Source organism: Saccharopolyspora sp. CA-218241 (genome assembly GCF_050954615.1).
Lineage (GTDB): Bacteria > Actinomycetota > Actinomycetes > Mycobacteriales > Pseudonocardiaceae > Saccharopolyspora > Saccharopolyspora cebuensis.
The window spans coordinates 2,033,038-2,049,239 of the sequence record NZ_CP191860.1; the positions used below are offsets into that span (position 1 = coordinate 2,033,038).

At 73.8% G+C, this 16,202-nt stretch carries 15 protein-coding genes and 1 riboswitch; of the genes, 8 read left to right on the plus strand and 7 right to left on the minus strand.

Features of this window, described 5'->3' with window-relative positions; all coding sequences use genetic code 11:
* Nucleotides 1-136 precede the first annotated feature (136 nt).
* The 3 genes from ACQP0T_RS09925 (at nucleotide 137) to ACQP0T_RS09935 (ending at nucleotide 2,940) form a co-directional block, all read left to right on the plus strand.
* The gene (locus ACQP0T_RS09925; protein WP_345363153.1) at nucleotides 137-493 is read left to right on the plus strand and encodes a hypothetical protein; all 357 of its coding nucleotides are present in this window, start codon (nucleotides 137-139) and stop codon (nucleotides 491-493) included.
* 88 nt (nucleotides 494-581) lie between these two features.
* On the plus strand, nucleotides 582-2,000 hold the full coding sequence (locus ACQP0T_RS09930; RefSeq protein ID WP_433872384.1) for a basic amino acid/polyamine antiporter: 1,419 nt from the start codon (nucleotides 582-584) through the stop codon (nucleotides 1,998-2,000).
* A gap of 145 nt (nucleotides 2,001-2,145) precedes the next feature.
* Nucleotides 2,146-2,940 carry an endonuclease I family protein gene (locus tag ACQP0T_RS09935; protein ID WP_433872386.1) on the plus strand — a complete coding sequence of 265 codons (795 nt, stop codon included), beginning with the start codon at nucleotides 2,146-2,148 and terminating at the stop codon, nucleotides 2,938-2,940.
* A gap of 20 nt (nucleotides 2,941-2,960) precedes the next feature.
* On the opposite strand, the gene ACQP0T_RS09940 is transcribed toward ACQP0T_RS09935, so the two are convergent.
* Complete coding sequence (locus tag ACQP0T_RS09940) at nucleotides 2,961-3,401, minus strand: universal stress protein (RefSeq protein WP_433872388.1); 441 nt, start codon at nucleotides 3,399-3,401, stop codon at nucleotides 2,961-2,963.
* A gap of 55 nt (nucleotides 3,402-3,456) precedes the next feature.
* Nucleotides 3,457-4,443 (minus strand): TerC/Alx family metal homeostasis membrane protein, encoded by a 987-nt coding sequence (locus tag ACQP0T_RS09945; protein ID WP_433872390.1) that lies wholly within the window; start codon nucleotides 4,441-4,443, stop codon nucleotides 3,457-3,459.
* 555 nt (nucleotides 4,444-4,998) lie between these two features.
* Between ACQP0T_RS09945 and ACQP0T_RS09950 the strand changes: the two genes are divergently transcribed.
* Complete coding sequence (locus tag ACQP0T_RS09950) at nucleotides 4,999-5,178, plus strand: hypothetical protein (RefSeq protein ID WP_433872392.1); 180 nt, start codon at nucleotides 4,999-5,001, stop codon at nucleotides 5,176-5,178.
* A gap of 25 nt (nucleotides 5,179-5,203) precedes the next feature.
* On the opposite strand, the gene ACQP0T_RS09955 is transcribed toward ACQP0T_RS09950, so the two are convergent.
* From ACQP0T_RS09955 to ACQP0T_RS09965, 3 genes are all read right to left on the minus strand, one after another.
* Nucleotides 5,204-6,406: a cytochrome P450 gene (locus ACQP0T_RS09955; RefSeq protein WP_433872394.1), complete on the minus strand. Its 1,203-nt coding sequence runs from the start codon at nucleotides 6,404-6,406 to the stop codon at nucleotides 5,204-5,206.
* A 234-nt stretch (nucleotides 6,407-6,640) separates the two neighbouring features.
* A complete protein-coding gene (gene idi / locus ACQP0T_RS09960) occupies nucleotides 6,641-7,213 on the minus strand; it encodes an isopentenyl-diphosphate Delta-isomerase (protein WP_345363167.1) in 573 nt (190 codons plus the stop codon).
* Between the two features lie 148 nt (nucleotides 7,214-7,361).
* Nucleotides 7,362-8,108: an IclR family transcriptional regulator gene (locus ACQP0T_RS09965; protein WP_433872396.1), complete on the minus strand. Its 747-nt coding sequence runs from the start codon at nucleotides 8,106-8,108 to the stop codon at nucleotides 7,362-7,364.
* A 135-nt stretch (nucleotides 8,109-8,243) separates the two neighbouring features.
* Between ACQP0T_RS09965 and ACQP0T_RS09970 the strand changes: the two genes are divergently transcribed.
* Nucleotides 8,244-8,987 (plus strand): SDR family oxidoreductase, encoded by a 744-nt coding sequence (locus tag ACQP0T_RS09970; protein ID WP_433872398.1) that lies wholly within the window; start codon nucleotides 8,244-8,246, stop codon nucleotides 8,985-8,987.
* Nucleotides 8,988-9,047: 60 nt separating this feature from the next.
* Here ACQP0T_RS09970 and metE read toward each other — a convergent pair whose 3' ends face one another.
* Entirely contained in the window at nucleotides 9,048-11,336 is a 2,289-nt protein-coding gene (metE, locus tag ACQP0T_RS09975; protein WP_433872399.1) for a 5-methyltetrahydropteroyltriglutamate--homocysteine S-methyltransferase, read from the minus strand.
* Between the two features lie 128 nt (nucleotides 11,337-11,464).
* Nucleotides 11,465-11,709: riboswitch (cobalamin riboswitch) on the minus strand.
* 188 nt (nucleotides 11,710-11,897) lie between these two features.
* The gene (locus ACQP0T_RS09980) at nucleotides 11,898-12,677 is read right to left on the minus strand and encodes an arylamine N-acetyltransferase family protein (protein WP_433872401.1); all 780 of its coding nucleotides are present in this window, start codon (nucleotides 12,675-12,677) and stop codon (nucleotides 11,898-11,900) included.
* A gap of 113 nt (nucleotides 12,678-12,790) precedes the next feature.
* Between ACQP0T_RS09980 and ACQP0T_RS09985 the strand changes: the two genes are divergently transcribed.
* From ACQP0T_RS09985 to ACQP0T_RS09995, 3 genes are all read left to right on the plus strand, one after another.
* Nucleotides 12,791-13,804, plus strand: coding sequence for a LacI family DNA-binding transcriptional regulator (locus ACQP0T_RS09985; RefSeq protein WP_433872403.1), 1,014 nt, complete (start codon nucleotides 12,791-12,793; stop codon nucleotides 13,802-13,804).
* A 97-nt stretch (nucleotides 13,805-13,901) separates the two neighbouring features.
* The gene (locus ACQP0T_RS09990; protein WP_433872404.1) at nucleotides 13,902-14,762 is read left to right on the plus strand and encodes an alpha/beta fold hydrolase; all 861 of its coding nucleotides are present in this window, start codon (nucleotides 13,902-13,904) and stop codon (nucleotides 14,760-14,762) included.
* Between the two features lie 91 nt (nucleotides 14,763-14,853).
* Nucleotides 14,854-15,900: a hypothetical protein gene (locus ACQP0T_RS09995; RefSeq protein ID WP_433872405.1), complete on the plus strand. Its 1,047-nt coding sequence runs from the start codon at nucleotides 14,854-14,856 to the stop codon at nucleotides 15,898-15,900.
* The last annotated feature ends 302 nt before the right edge of the window (nucleotides 15,901-16,202 follow it).

Here is a 16,202-nt window from a genome sequence, read left to right on the forward strand (position 1 = left end):
ACCGATCGCGGGGGAGCGGAACCGCGTGCTCCGCCGGTCGTCCTCCGGCCCGGTCTCCCACCCCCGCGGCAGCGGCGGGCGCGCATCGCTGGCGCCCGCCGCCCTGGTCCCGGACGGTCGACGGGGAGAAGCTGAGATGCACAGCGTTGACGACGGCTTGCGCGCCCTGGTCGCGCGCGGCTACCGGTTCTTGCAGCTCTCGGATCGGGAGGATCGCATCTGCGCCGTGATCGGCACCTACGGGTGGGCCGAGTACTACGACCGCATCCAGATCAACGACGAGCACGACGCGGTGGCCACCCGGGCGGTGCTGGACAGCGCGGTGGAGGCCGAGGAAGTCGTGTGGAGCAGCAGCGGGGACGCGGTCACGGCGATCAACGCGCTGCTCGACCTGCCCGAACCCGGGGAACCCGGAGCGCCGGGGCGCACCGGGCGGGCGCGGTCCGGGCTGTGGCTGCCCACCGGTGGGCCGGGCGCGGTGGGCGCCGGGTGAGCCGCCCGCCCCCGGTCCTGCGGGTGCGGAACCCGCCGATCCGCCGACAATGGGGGCGCGGTCGACCGGAGCCGCCGAGGAGGAGGCGATGGCGGGCACCGAAGCGGGGGAGGGGGCCCAGCGGCTCTCCGCGCTCACCCTGACCGGGCTGGTCGTCGGGTCCATGGTCGGCGCCGGGGTGTTCTCGCTGCCGAGCCGGTTCGCCGAGGAGACCGGGGTGGCCGGAGCGCTGGTGGCGTGGGCGGTCGCCGGCGCGGGAACGCTGATGCTCGCCCTGGTCTTCCAGACCCTCGCCGTGCGCGAACCCCACCTCGACGCGGGCGTCTACGCCTACGCCAAGGCCGGCTTCGGCGAGTACCTCGGCTTCTTCGCGGCCTTCGGGTACTGGGCCAGCGCCTGCGTGGGCAACGTGACCTACTGGGTGCTGATCATGTCCACGCTCGGCGCCGCGGTACCGGGCCTCGGCGAGGGCGACACCCCGCTGGCGGTCCTGCTGGCCAGCGCCGGTGTCTGGTCGTTCCACGCCCTGGTCCGGCGCGGCGTGCGGGAGGCGGCGGCGATCAACCGGATCGTCACCATCGCCAAGCTCGTCCCCATCCTGGTGTTCGTGCTGCTGGCGCTGTTCGCGCTGGACCCGGCGGTCTTCGCGGCCAACGTCTCCGGCGGTGCGGCGGCCGGTCCGCTGTTCGAGCAGGTCCGGGGCACGATGCTGGTGACCGTGTTCGTATTCCTCGGCATCGAGGGGGCCAGCGTCTACTCCCGGCACGCGCGGCGCCGCGAGGACGTCGGCCGGGCGACGGTGCTCGGCCTGCTCTCGGTGCTGGCGGTGTTCGCCTCGGTCACGATCGTCTCCTACGGCATCCTGCCGCGCGAGCGGATCGCGGAGCTGCGGCAGCCGTCGATGGCCGGGGTGCTGGCCGCGGAGGTCGGGCCGTGGGGCAGCGCGTTCGTCGGGGTCGCGCTCGTCGTCGCCGTCCTCGGCGCCTACCTGGCCTGGACGCTGATGGCCGCCGAGGTGCTGTTCGTGGCCGCGCGGGACGACGACATGCCGCGGTTCCTCAAGCGCACCGGCCGCGAGGACGTCCCCACCGCGGCGCTGCTGATGACCGCGGTGCTGGTCCAGGTGGTGCTGGTCGTCACCCTGTTCTCCGCGGACGCGTTCAATTTCGCGCTCGGGCTGACCAGCTCGCTCACCCTGATCCCGTTCCTGCTCGCCGCCGGGTACGCGGTGCGGCTGGCGTGGTCGCGCCCGCCGCGCCGGGCGCGCGAACTGGTCGTGGCCGTGCTCGCGACGCTCTACACGGTGTTCCTGCTCTACGCCGCCGGGCCGAAGTTCCTGCTGGTGTCGCTGATCGTCTACGCCCCGGCCAGCGTCCTGTTCGCGATGGCGCGTCGCGAGCGGGGCAGGCGGCTGTTCGCGCCGCGCGAGGTCCTGGTCCTGCTGGCCTCGGTGGTCGGCGCGGTCGTCGGCGTGGTGGCGCTGGCCGCGGGCTGGATCGCGCTATGACGGTCCACAGTGGAGACGTGGCGGGTTCTCGCCACCGCGTCCCGAATACGCCTGCGCGACATCGGAATGCTCCATCCGGTTCACCCGGTGGTGAGCCGCCCCGTGTCAGGCTGATCGGCGACCACGCCGAGGCCGGGAGGACGAGATGCCGATCAACCGCTGGAAACCGCTGCCGCTGCTGATCGGCGCCGCGCTGGCCGCCGGTGCGCCGCCGGTCGCCGTCGCCGAGCCCGCGCCGGGCACCGTCGAGGTGGCGGACTACTACCAGGACGCGGAGGGCAAGACCGGCGAGGAGCTCAAGACCGCGCTGCACGGGATCATCAGCACCGGCACCACGACGCTGACCTACGACGAGGTATGGGACGCGCTGAAGGTCACCGACCAGCACCCGGCCGACGCCGCCAGCATCACGCTGCTGTATTCGGGCGAGCCGCGCTCCAAGGACAGCAACGGCGGCGGTGCCGACGAGTGGAACCGCGAGCACGTCTGGCCGAAGTCGCACGGTGACTTCGGCACCGCGCCGGGGCCGGGCACCGATGTCCACCACCTGCGGCCGACCGATGTCACGGTCAACTCCGAGCGGGGCAACAAGGACTTCGACCTGGGCGGCTCCGAGGTCGGCGAGGCGCCGGGCAACCGCACCGACGCGGATTCGTGGGAGCCGCGCGACGAGGTCAAGGGCGACGTGGCCCGGATGGTCTTCTACATGGCGGTGCGCTACGAGGGTGCCGGCGGCTTCGCCGACCTGGAGCTCAACGACCAGGTCGACAACGGCAGCGCGCCGTACCTGGGGCGCTCGTCGGTGCTGCGCGAGTGGCACCGGCAGGACCCGCCGGACGCGGCCGAGCAGCGCCGCAACGACGTGATCTACGAGCGGTTCCAGCACAACCGGAACCCCTTCGTCGACCGCCCGGAGTGGGTCGGCGCCATCTGGGGCTGAGCGCGGGGCGGGTCCGGGCCTCAGATGGTCGATTCGCGGACCACGACGACCGGGCAGTGCGCGTGGTGCACGGTGTACTGCCCGGTCGAACCCAGCATCGCCTCGGTGAACCCGCCGTGCCCGCGGTTGCCGACGACGACCAGGTCGGCCCCGACCTTCCCGGCCACCTCGATGATCACCTTCGCCGGGTGCCCCTGGCCGATGCGCTTGGTGACCGGCACCGTGCCCGCCACGGTGCCGACCTTGTCGACCACCTCGTCGAGCGCCCGGGCGGCGTCGTCCTCGAACTCGTCGAGGCCGGGGCCGCTCCAGCCGTAGCGCAGCGGCATGTCCCAGGCCATCACGGCGGTGAGCGCTCCGCCCGCCAGCCCGGCGTGCCAGAGCCCCCAGCGCAGCGCCATCCGGGACGTGGGCGACCCGTCGACGCCGACCACGACGGTGTACTGGTGCTCGTTGGTCATCGTTGCTCCTTCCCCGTCCCCAGGGTGCGGCGGATGCCGCCCGGCCGCCACGCGGTCATCCCTGGCCGCGGGCGGCCCGGCGGTTGCTCCACACGCTGGTGGCCGTGACGGTGCCCAGCACCACCACGATCACCGCCAGGGACAGCAGCGTCGGGATCTCGGGCACGGCGGGCCAGATGCCGTGCGCCCAGTGCAGCACCAGCTTCACGCCGATGAACGCCAGGATGATGGCGAGCCCGTGGTTGAGGTGGGTGAGCTGGGACAGCGCCTTGTGCAGCACGAAGTACAGCGCCCGCAGCCCCAGCAGCGCGAAGGCGTTGGTGGCGAACACCAGGTAGGGGTCGCCGGTGATGCCGTAGACCGCCGGGATCGAGTCGACCGCGAACACCACGTCGGCGGCGAAGATGGCCACCACCACGACCATCAGCGGGGTGAGCGCCCGCTTCCCGTCGACCCGGGTCAGCAGCTTGGTGCCGTGGTACTCCTCGGTCACCGGGAACACCCGCCGCAGCAGCCGCACCGAGCGCAGCTCCGAGACCTCCTTGTCGAACCCGCCGCCCGACGAGGCCTCGCGCAGGATGCGCAGCGCGGTGAGGAACAGCAGCGCGCCGAACACCAGGAACGCCCAGGTGCCGGCCTGCAGCAGCGCGGCCCCGGCGGCGATGAAGATGCCCCGCAGCAGCAGGGCGCCGACGATCCCGTAGAGCAGCACCCGCTGCTGGAGCGCGTCCGGCACGGCGAAGGCCGCCAGCAGCAGCATGAAGACGAAGAGGTTGTCCACCGACAACGACTTCTCGACGACGAAACCGGTGATGAACTCCAGCGCCTGTGGTCCGCCGTAGAGCAGCCAGAGCAGCCCACCGAAGGCCACCGGCAGCGCCAGGTAGAAGACGGTCCAGCCGATCGCCTCGCGCAGCGTCACCTTGTGCGGCCGGTGGGTCACCACGAAGTCGGTCACCAGCAGGGCCAGGAGCACGGCGATGCTGATGCCCCAGAGCCAAGGCGTGCCGATGGTGTCCGCGGTCGGTGCGGCGAGCTGCACGGGACCTCCTCGAACGGCGTTCGAGGTCTCCTCCACCCGCGTGCGGGCGACCGCCCGGGGACATCGTGGATGTCCGTCCTGACCGGACCGGTCTGCACCGGAGTACTCCCCCCTTCCGGCGAGGCTAGCCGGGCCCGGAACGGGCTGTACAGCAGCACGCGGGACCACTGTGGCCGGTGGTGCCCGGGTGCCGCGGGTGGCCCCCGGGCACCACGTGGCGGCGCTGACCACCCGCCGGCGCCCTGTCCCGAGGCTGCTCCGTTCGAGTGAAGGAGGGGCGGTTCGAACGGGTGTGCCGGAGACGTCGGAGCGGTGCCGCCGATCCGGCGCCGTCCCGATCCGGCGCCCGGCCGTCAGAGTCCTTCCACAGTGGACTCGGCGAGGTGCTCCCGAGGGGTCCGCCGGGGCATCGTCGCTGGTAGGAAGTGGATCTTGGGTGCGGCTGGGGTGGCCCCGGTCGCGGCCGCCTCGGCGGGGTGGGGCACAATGAGATCGCAGCACGCACCCTGTTGCTGCGCATTCCGCTGAATTCCCGTCACACCCGGGGTGAGGATCGTGCCCAGTCACGTCGTGTCCGGCAACGCCGTCGCGCCGCAGTCGCCCGCCGAGGGCGGCCGCGCCTGTCCGGTGCCGATCGACCTGATCGCCCTGCGCGGCCCGTGGGGCGTCCGCAGGCCGAAGCGCCAGCTCGGCACCACCGGCGTCGTCTCCGCCGACGTCGTCAGCCGGAGCTGAACCCCGCGCTGCCGGGCCGCCGCGGCTACGCCGCGGGTCGGCTGCCGATGGCGACCACCATCCCGCGCAGCTCGTACCCGCCGATGGCCTCGTTCATCGACACCTGGGGCGGCGTGTCCATCCGGACGCCGGGCAGCGCGAACAGCGTGGTGAGGAAGGTGTCGGCCTCCAGGATCGCCACGGTCGCCCCGGGGCACTTGTGCGGGCCGTCGCCGAACGACAGCCCGCTGGCCACCGCCCCGCCGCTCAGCTTCCGGCCCGGGCACACCCGCTCCGGCTCCGCGCCCACGGCCGCCGGGTCGGCGTTGGTCCCGGTGACCGCGATGTCGATCACCTCGCCCGCCGGGATGGTCACCTGCTCGCCGTCCTGCTCGAGCTCGACCGGCTCGGTGGTCCGCCTGCGCAGGTGGCCGACGACGGGTTCGAGCCGCAGCAGCTCGTGCAGCACGGCCAGCCGGTCCGGTTCGTCCCCCGCGAGGTACCGCTCGCGCAGCGCGTCGTCGGTGAACAGGTGCCACGCGGCGAGGTTGATGAACTCGCGGGTCGTCACCATGCCCGCCGCCGCGAAGGTGATGCACTCGCCGAGGATCTCGGCGGCGGAGCACCCCTCGTCGAGCAGGTGCGAGATGAGGTCGTCCTGCCGGCGCGCGCGCCGCGCCTTGATCGCGGGCCGGACGTCGCCGAGGTAGATCCCGAGCCAGTTGACGACCTGCCGCTGCACCCAGTACAGGCCGTGCAGGCTGGTGAACCCCGGCTTGCCGAACTCCGCCGGGAAGAACCGCTCCAGCCGCCCCTGGATGCCGGGGCGGCTGTTGGTCAGCCCGATGACGGCGGTGGCGACCTCGATGGCCAGGTTGAAGCTCAGCGAGGAGAGGTCCGCGCGCCCGTTGCGCTGCAACTTCTCGAGCTGGGTGTCGGTGACCCGGCGCATGATGCCGCGGTAGTGCTCGTCGACCCGGCGCGGGGTGAAGAACCGGGCGGTCTGCCTGCGGTGCTCCCGGTGCTCGGGGCCGTCCCGGTAGAGGACCGGGCGGCGGATGCTGCCCGGCATCCGCTCGACGGTCTCGACGCCCAGGCCCGCCTGCACCGTCGAGCCGCTGCGCAGCACCGCGCGGGCCGCCGCGTAGCCGCTGACGTCCCACTCCCCGTCGGCCCCGCGGCTGATCGGGCAGCCGCCGGGCGCGTCGCCGCGATCGATCTTGCGCGCGTTCGTGCTGTCGCTCGGCATCCGGCCGGTTCCCTTCGCTGCGGGGCTTCGGATACGCACCCTTGTACCAGGTCACGCTCGGCGACGGACGGCAGCCGGATCATCACGCGCCGTGCCCGGTCGGCCCGCCCGGACCGCGTCGATCCACTGTGGATGAAAGGGCCTCCGACGCCGGCACACCGGAGCGCGGGATCGCCGGGCGGCGAGCCGGCGCGCACCCCGCGCTGGTCGGCGTCCCCGACCCCGGCGGGTCGGCTACCGGGCCGCCGCGGGCAGCTCCGCCGGGTCGCCCGCCGTCCACTGCGCCGGGTCCGGTCCCAGCTCGGCGAGCTGCTCGACCTGTTGCACGCACCACGGGGACACCCCGGCGCGTCCGGCGAGCACGTCGGCGCTGAACTCCTTCCACGGCACCCACCGCGCCGCGTCGACCTCGTCCGGGTTCGGGCTGGCCTCGCCATCGGTGAAGGCGAAGAACACCGGGCACATCTCGTTCTCCACCACGCCGTTGTCCATCACCGCCCGGTAGCGGAAGCGGGGCAGCGCGAGCGCCAGGTCCCGCACCGCCAGCCCGAGCTCCTCGCCGAGGCGCCGGGTGATCGCCTCCGGCAGCGGTTCGCCCGGGGCCGGGTGCCCGCAGCAGGTGTTGGTCCACACGCTCGGCCAGGTCCGCTTGTGGTGGGCGCGCTGGGTCAGCATGAACTCGCCGCGCCCGTTGAAGACGTAGCAGGAGAAGGCCAGGTGCAGCGGGGTCTCCCGGTGGTGCACCCCCGCCTTGTCCGCGACACCGACCGCCTCGCCGGAGTCGTCGAGCAGAACCACCTGTTCCACGGCGGGAACCCCCTTCGGGCGTAGCGGTACGACCGCACCACTTTACGATCATGGACGGTCGTGCGGAACGGGCGTCAGGTTAACCTCGGATGATCAGCGCGGGCATCCCCGCAGCGCCGGAACGCACCGAAAGTACGACCCGGCGCGGTCACCGCAGCCGGTAGCTGATCGCGGTGGTTGCCTCGCGGACCGCGGCCGCCATCTCGTCGAGCCGGTCCGCGACGCGCGTGGTCGGGCCCGCGATCGCCACCGAGGCGAGGGGCTGGGCGGAGGGCACGATGCCCGCCACCGCGGAGACGTCGGGCACGGTCTCGCCCCGGTTGCGGGCCACCCGCTCGGTGCGCACCTCGTCGAGCTCCTGCGCCACCCGGTCCCGCTCCGCCGGGTCGGCGACGTGGGCGCGCAGGTACTCGTCGCGGTGCGGCGCGGGCAGGTGCGCGAGCAGGCACTTGCCGGTGCTGGTCGGGTAGATCGGCCGCCGCTTGCGCAGCGGGGCCGAGTAGCGGATGAGCTGGGTCGATTCGATGGTGTCCAGGTACACGACGGAGTCCCCGACGAGCGCGCCCAGCATCACGGTCTCGTCGAACCGCTCGCGCAGGTCGCGCATGTGCGGGCGCGCGGCGTCGATCAGCGGGTTGCCGGGCGGGGCGAGCAGCGCGCCGACCGCCGGGCCGAGCAGGTAGGCGCCGTCGTGCTCGTGCAGGTAACCGTTGGCGACCAGGCCCTTCACCAAGCCGTGCACCGACGTCTTCGGTGCGTCGAGCACCCCGGCGAGCACGTTGAGCCGGACGCCGTGGGGATCGGCGGCCACCGCCTCCAGGATCGTGGTGACCCTGCTGACCGTCCGGTGCTCCTTCGCGGCGCCCGCGCGGGACCGGCCCGCTGATTCGCTCACGACGTCGCGCACCGCCTCTGTCCGGCTGCCGGGTGGGAACCCCCACCATAGCCCGGTGCCGGGATGGCCGAACGCGGCCCGTTCGGGGTATCAACGCAGACGGCACGCGAGGCGAGCGCGGGAGCGGGAGGTCCGATGGACGACGTGCGAGTGGCCGTGGTGACCGGAGCGGGTTCCGGGGTGGGGCGGGCGATCGCCCGCGCGCTGCTGGCGGCGGGCTACCGGGTGGTGCTGGCCGGGCGCCGGGCCGAGAAGCTGGACGAGACGGCGGGTCGGCGGCCGGGAGCGCTGGTGGTGCCCACCGACGTCGCCGACGAGGAATCGGTCGCGGCGCTGTTCGACGCCGTGCGCGAGCGCTGCGGGCGGCTGGACCTGCTGGTCAACAACGCGGGGATGTCCGGGGCGCCGGGTTCGGTCGGCGACGTGGACCCGGCGGACTGGGCGCGCGTCGTCGGGGTGAACCTGACCGGCTCGTTCCTCTGCGCGCACCACGCCTTCCGAGTGATGCGCGACCAGCGGCCCCGCGGCGGCCGGATCATCAACAACGGGTCGATCTCCGCGCACAGCCCGCGCCCGCGCAGCGTCGGCTACACCAGCACCAAGCACGCGATCACCGGGCTGACCAAGTCGATCTCGCTGGACGGCCGGGAGCACGACATCGCCTGCGGGCAGATCGACATCGGCAACGCCGCCACCGAGATGACCACCCGGATGGCCGAGGGCATCCCGCAGGCCGATGGGACGGTCCGCGCCGAGCCGACCTTCGACGTCCGGCACGTCGCCGAGGCCGTGCTCTACATGGCCGGGCTCCCGCTGTCGGCCAACGTCCAGTTCCTCACCGTCACCGCGACCGCGATGCCCTTCATCGGCCGCGGCTGAGCCGTCGCGGGCGAGGCCGCCGAGTGGTGGGGGAGGCGGCCCCGCCCGCGACGGGAGTGATCAGCGCAGCGACGGACGGATCCCGGCGGTCGCGATGATCACGTTCTCCAGCGCCTGCTCCACCTCGGTGTAGCCCCGCGTCTTGAGCCCGCAGTCGGGGTTGACCCACAGGCGTTCGGCGGGCACCGCGGCCAGCGCGGCCGTCAGCAGGTCGGTGACCTCCGCCGCGGTCGGGACCCGCGGCGAGTGGATGTCGTAGACGCCCGGGCCGACGCCCCGGGCGAAGCCGACCGCGTTGAGGTCGTCGAGCACCTCCATCCGGGAACGGGCCGCCTCGATGCTGGTGACGTCGGCGTCCAGCGCCACGATCGCGTCGATCACGTCGCCGAACTCGGAGTAGCACAGGTGCGTGTGGATCTGGGTGGAGTCGGCGATGCCGGACGTGGCCAGCCGGAAGGACGTCACCGCCCAGTCCAGGTACCCGGGCCGGTCCGCCTCGCGCAGCGGCAGCAGCTCGCGCAGGGCGGGCTCGTCCACCTGGACCACCCGGATGCCCGCGGCCTCCAGGTCGGCCACCTCGTCGCGGATGGCCAGGGCGACCTGGTCGGCGGTGGTGGCCAGCGGCTGGTCGTCGCGGACGAACGACCACGCCAGGATGGTGACCGGTCCGGTGAGCATCCCCTTGACCGGCTTCTCGGTGAGCTTCTGGGCGTAGGTGGCCCACTCCACGGTCATCGGGGCGGGGCGGGAGACGTCGCCGTAGAGGATCGGCGGGCGCACGCACCGCGACCCGTAGGACTGCACCCAGCCGAATTCGGTGCTGGCGAACCCGTCGAGGTGCTCGGAGAAGTACTGCACCATGTCGTTGCGCTCGGGTTCGCCGTGCACCAGCACGTCGAGGCCGAGCCGCTCCTGCACCCGGATCACCCGCTCGATCTCGTCGCGCATCCGCTGCTGGTAGGTCGCCGGGTCGATGCGTCCGGCGCGCAGCGCCGCGCGCGCCTTGCGGACGTCGGTGGTCTGCGGGAAGGAACCGATCGTGGTGCTCGGCAGCGGCGGCAACCGCAACGACCGCTGCTGGGCCTCCTGCCGCCCGGCGTAGTCACCGCGCCGCGCGTGCTCCGGGCGCAGCGAGTCCAGCCGGGCCCGGACCCGGTTGTCGCGCACCGAGTCGGCACCGGCCCGGTCGGCGACCGCGCGCCGGGCGGCGGCGAGCTCGTCGGCCACCACCTCGCGCCCGTCGCGCAGCGCCCGGCCGAGGACCACGACCTCGTCGACCTTCTGCCGCGCGAAGGCCAGCCAGGACGCCACCCGCGCGTCCAAGGCGGTCTCGGCCTCGACGTCGTAGGGCACGTGCAGCAGCGAGCAGGACGTGCCGACCGCGACCTCGCCCGCCAGGCCCAGCAGGGTCGCGGCGGTGGACAGCGCGCCGTCCAGGTCGGTGCGCCAGACGTTGCGGCCGTCGACCAGTCCGGCGACCAGCGCCTTGTCCGCCAGGCCGCGCACCGACGGGAGCCGGTCCAGCGCCGACCGCCCGGCGACCAGGTCCACCGCCAGCGCCTCGACCGGGGTGGCGGCCAGCTCGCCGAGCGCCTCGCCCAGATCGCCGAAGTAGCCGGCCGCCAGGATCTTCGGCCGCTCGGTCAGCTCGCCCAGGCGCCGGTAGGCGGCGCGCAGCGCGGCCAGCTCGGCGGGGGAGCGGTCGGCGGCGAAGGCGGGCTCGTCGAGCTGCACCCACTCCGCGCCCGCGCGGTGCAGCTCACCGAGCAGCTCGGCGTAGGCGGTCAGCAGGTCGTCGAGCCGGTCCAGCGGGCGGAACGACTCCGGCGCCTGGTCGTCCGATTTGGACAGCAGCAGGAAGGTCAGTGGCCCGACCAGCACCGGACGGGTGGTCACGCCCGCTTCCAGGGCTTCCTGGTACTGGTCCACAGGGGACTGGTCGGACAGCGAGAACCGCGTGTCCGGGCCGATTTCCGGGACGAGGTAGTGGTAGTTGGTGTCGAACCACTTGGTCATCTCCAGCGGCGGCGTGGACTCCACCCCGCGCGCCATCGCGAAGTAGGTGTCCAGCGGGCTCAGCCCGAGCGCGGTGAACCGTTCGGGTACCGCACCGAAGACGACCGCGGTGTCGAGCACCTGGTCGTAGTACGAGAACGTGTTGCCCGGCACCGAATTCAGTCCGGCCTCGTGCAGCGAGCGCCACGTGTCCACCCGCAGGCCGCGGGCGACCTCCCGGAGTTCCGGCTCGCCGATCCGCCCGGCCCAGTAGCGTTCCAAGGCTCGTTTGAGCTCCCGGTCGGGGCCGATCCGGGGGTAGCCCAGCACGGTGGAACCGATCGTGGTTGTCAACGCTCTCTCCTCGCGAGCTCGACGACAGGAGTCCGAGACCGGGAGAGCGCAGGGCGCGACGGCGCGACGAGCTGCCGCGCGGGCGTCCGGCAGGCCCTCCCTCGGGGCCTCGAACAGCGCGCACCGCTCCGGCGCGCGCACCGGTGGCAGGTCTTCGGACTCACGGGCGCTTCCCGGCGTCGCCGGGGATTCCTACTGGCCGTCGCTTCCCGGGCCTGGTGGCCCAGTGCTGATCCCGGTCGTGGACCGGGGACGGCGTTGGTTCCCGTTCACCGCTGCGGGGCAGTCCCGGATTCGCACCGGGTTCCCTCTTGCCTCGGCCGCTCCCGCCCGGTCGGGCGGAGGCGGCCGAACCACCAGCACGGATCAGGCTAGCCGCCGACCTCGCGTTGGCAAGGGCGCCCGCCGCCACGAGCGTCCCCGCGCGCCGGGCGCGGCGCCCGTTGACGTCGCCTTTCGATCCGCCGCGCCGCCGCGGTGAGATCCCGGACACACCGTCGCGCGGGCGCCCGCCCGCCGCCGAGCCGGACGGACCGGTGGGCCCCCGCAGTGGACGTCCGCTCAGCGCTGCGCCGGGTCGGCGGGGAGCCGGTCGAGGGGCATCCCGAACACCTCGCGGTAGGTCGCCAGCGCTTCGTCCTCGGTGAGGGTCCGCTCGGTGCGCTCGCCGTGCTCGGTGCGGACCAGTCGTGTTCCGCTGAGGGTGACCCGGCCCGCTCCGGTGCGCAGCGAGCAGGTCGGACCGCGGGTGAACGGCGAGCGCGGCGAGGTCTGCTGGTACCAGCAGGTGGGCTCGAAGTCGCGCAGCGCGCGGGGGCGGGGCTCCAGCCGGTACTGCGGCTCGCCGTCGCGCAGCAGGTCCAGGTCGCCGGACGCCGCGTCGACCGGGCGGAGGGCGAACGAGCCTTCCGGGTCGGGCTGCTCGCCGGTGCTCGCCATCCGCAGCGGGTGCACGGGGTTGCGGCCGAAGCCGACGTCGACCAGCCACGGCTCGTCGAGGTCGACCCGCAGCGCCAGGTGGTCCATCGGCGGACCCGGCTGCTCGGGGGTGGCGAAGACCCGCGCGGCGAGCAGTTCCACCCGGTAGCCGAGCGCGGTCAGCAGCGCCGCGAACAGCCCGTTGAGCTCGTAGCAGAAGCCGCCCCGGCGGCGCCGCACGATCTTGTCGACCAGGTGCTCCTCGGTCAGCTCGACCAGCTCGCCGAGGTGGATGTCGAGGTTCTCGAACGGCACCGAGGTCAGGTGCCCGGACTGGAGCGCGTGCAGGGTCGTCGCGTCGGGCGGCCCGACCGCCTCGATCCCGATCCGGGCCAGGTACCGCTCGGTGGTGGCATCGTCCACACGACCATTCTGGCACATCACCTCATGTCCACAGTAGACACCAGCGGCCGGGTGGGGGATATGATCCCGCGAACGGCGGTGCTCGCGCCCCGGGACCTGGGAGGATGGCACGGATGACGGCTGGCGGGCGAGAGGACGAGCGGACCGGGCCGACCGCGGCTGACGTGGCGGCGCTGGCCGGGGTGTCCCGGGCGACGGTGTCGTACGTGCTCAACGGGCTCGTCGACGAGCGGATCGGGCCCGAGACCTGGGCCGAGGTGCGGGCCGTCGCCCGCGAGCTCGGCTACGTCCCGCCCGGCGGCCGCCGGACGACCGGGCACGAGCTGGTCATCGGCCACCTGGGCGGCGAGCGGATGACCCTCGCGCGACTGGCCACCGCGGGGCTGGACCGGCTCGCCGTCGAGCTCGGCGAAGCGGGCTACACGATGGTCCTGCACCGCGACACCGAGCTGAAGGGGATGGCGGCGGCGCGGTCCTGGGCGGCGTTGCGACCGGCGGCGGTGATCGCCCACGCCGACCGGTTCACCAAGGGCGGTGCCGAGCTGCTCCGCCGCGCGGGGGTGGTGCCGATCGGCATCGCGACCCAACCCGTCCCGGCGGTGCCGACGCTGGTGATCGACGACTCCCGGCTGGGCGAGGTCGCCGCCGAGCACCTCGCCGAGCGCGGCTGCCGCCGGGTGCTCGTGGTGGTGCCGAAGGCCAAGGGCGACCGGCAGCTCGTGGCGCACCGGGTGGCGGGGTTCGAACGGGTGGCCGCCCGCACCGGGATGCGGCTGGAGGTGGTGCGGATGGGGCTGCGCCGCGACTCCGCCGACCGGCTGACCCGCACCGTCGCCGGGGACGATCCGCCCGACGGCGTGTTCGCCTGCACCGACGACCACGCCGGGCTGCTGCTGGGCGCCCTGCTGGACCGGGGCGTGCGGGTCCCCGGTGACCTCGCGCTGGTCGGGGCGGACAACGCTCCGTTCTGCGAGATGCTGCGTCCCCGGCTGACCTCGGCGGAGATCGATCTGGACGCCCCGGGGGCGGACCTGGGGCGCGCCGTGCTGGCGGCCATCCGGGGGCGGTGGGACCCCGACGCGGCCGCCCGGCCGTGGCCCGCGGTGCTGCACGTCCGGGACACCTGAGCGCCGCACCAGGGTCTTCGGTCCCTGTTCAGCGGCTCCGCCGCGTCCCTAGCCTCGAGCCGACCCATATCCCGGCGCGATCGCAGGAGGCGGCCGCATGACGGTGACCCCCGTTCGCGAGCTGACCCGGCGGGAGCAGGACGAGATCGACCGCGCCAACCGGTCCCGTCGCCCGCCCGTGGTCTTCCTGCACGGCATGTGGCTGCTGGCGGAGAGCTGGCGGCCGTGGGCGGACTGCTTCGAGGACGCCGGCTACGCTGCGCTGACCCCCGGCTGGCCGGACGACCCGGAGACCGTCGAGCAGGCCAGGAACGATCCCGACGCCTTCGCGCGCAAGGGGATCGGCGACGTCGCCGCGTACCACGAACGGGTGATGGCCGGGCTGGACCGGACGCCCGCGCTCGTCGGCCACGCCCTCGGCGGTCTGCTGGCGCAGCTCCTGGCCGGGCGCGGCGGCGCCATGGCGTCGGTCGTCATCGACCCCGTCCCGACCCGCGGCGTGCTCCCGATGCCGTTCGCGGCGCTGCGGTCGGCGCTGCCGGTGCTGCGCAGACCCGGCAACCGCGGCCGGGCGGTGATGCTGAGCTTCAGGCAGTTCCGCTACCGCTTCGCCAACGCGATCAGCAAGGAGGAGGCCCGGGAGCTCTACGACCGCTACCACGTGGCGGCCTCGGGGGCGCCGATGTTCGAGTCGATGCTGGCGAACTTCAGCCCGCGCACCGAGGCCCGGGCCGACAGCGCCGCTCCGCAGCGCGGCCCCATGCTGATCGTCTCCGGCCACCGGGACCACCAGGTGCCGCCGGCCACCACCGCGGCGACCTACGAGCGGCAGCGGCGCAACCCGGGGATCACCGAGTTCGCCGAGCTCGCCGATCGGGGGCATTCGCTGACCATCGACGCCGGGTGGGAGGCGGTCGCGCGACTGTCCCTCGACTTCGTCCGCCGGTTCGTCCGGTAGCGGTTTGGCCTGCTCCGGCGCGGGGTAAGGAGCACCCCAGTGGCCGATGGGACGACGTCCCATGAACCCGAGATCCCGGGAGGTGGGATGGATGCGCTTGTCCACCGCGCGGCAGGTGTTCGACCGCGAAGGACCGTTCGCCACCGTGTACCTGGAAGCCCGTTCGTCGGGCGAGGACGCCGGGGACCAGATCCGGTTGCGCTGGCGGGGGCTGCGCGAGCGCCTGGAGGAAGCGGGTGCCGCGGCCGGCGCGGTCGAGGCGCTGGAGCAGCGGCTCCAGCCGGGCACCGCGGGTGAGGAGCAGGCCAACGGCCGAGTGCTGGTGGCCGTCGACGGCGAGGTGGTGCTCGACGAGCACTGGGACGCCGCCCAGGGCAGCGGCGACCAGGCGCACTGGGCGACGCTGCCCGAGCTGGGCGCGTTCATCCGCGAGGCCGCCCGATCGGTCCGCGAGCTGGTCGTGATCAGCGACCAGCACGGGGCGCAGGTGCGCCAGGAAGTCGTCTCCGAGCGCGGCGAGCCCGCCGAGCACGACGTCGAGCGGGTCGAGGGCGGCGCCGTGGAAGGGGTGCACAAGCCCCGCGGCGGGGCCCTGTCGCACCGGCACATCCAGCGCCGCGCCGAGGAGGCCGCCGGGCAGAACGCCAAGGACGTCGCCCGGCGCGTGCGCGAGGTGGCCGACCGGTTCGACCCGCGGGTGGTGGTCCTCGCCGGTGAGGTGCAGGGCCGCACGGCGCTGCGCGCGGAGCTGCCCGACGAGCTCGCCGACCGCCTCGTGGAGACCGGCCGGGGCGGTGCGAGCGCCGACGGCTCCGAGGAGGCGCTGACCGAGGAACTGCTGCGGATCGCGGGCGAGGAGAGCGATCGCAGCGCCCGGGAGCAGCACGACCGGTGGGCCGGTGGCCTGGCCCACGACCGGGCGGTGCAGGGCCACGAGGAGGTCGCGAAGGCCGCCGAGATGGGTGCGGTGGAGACGCTGCTGTTCGAACCGGACACCCCGGTGGCCCGGGAGGCGGTGCTGCTGGAGGTGGCGGCCCGCACCGATGCCGAGGTGGCGCTCACCACCGCGAGCACCGGGCTGGCCGACGGGGTCGGTGCGGTGCTGCGGTTCCCGGTCAGCACCACGACCCCGAGCTGATCCCCGACCACCCCGCGCCGTTCCCGCGCGGAGCGGCGCGGGGTGGTCCACTCCGGCATGACGCAGCAGGCGCAGCAGCGCATCGCCGCCGGTGTCCGCGAGATGCTCGACGCCCACCTGCGCGGCGAACCGCTTCCCGAGGACTACGTCGTCGTGGCCTGATCTCGCGGCGTTCACTCGCTCGGCGGCCGGGTTGGACCTGATCCGCTCTATGGCGGCGGTCCTCGGCCGTGCTACCAAGACATGCGTCGATCACGGTTCCGGCGGTGCGCGGGGGCCCGGTCCGGCGGCGACCCGGGAGA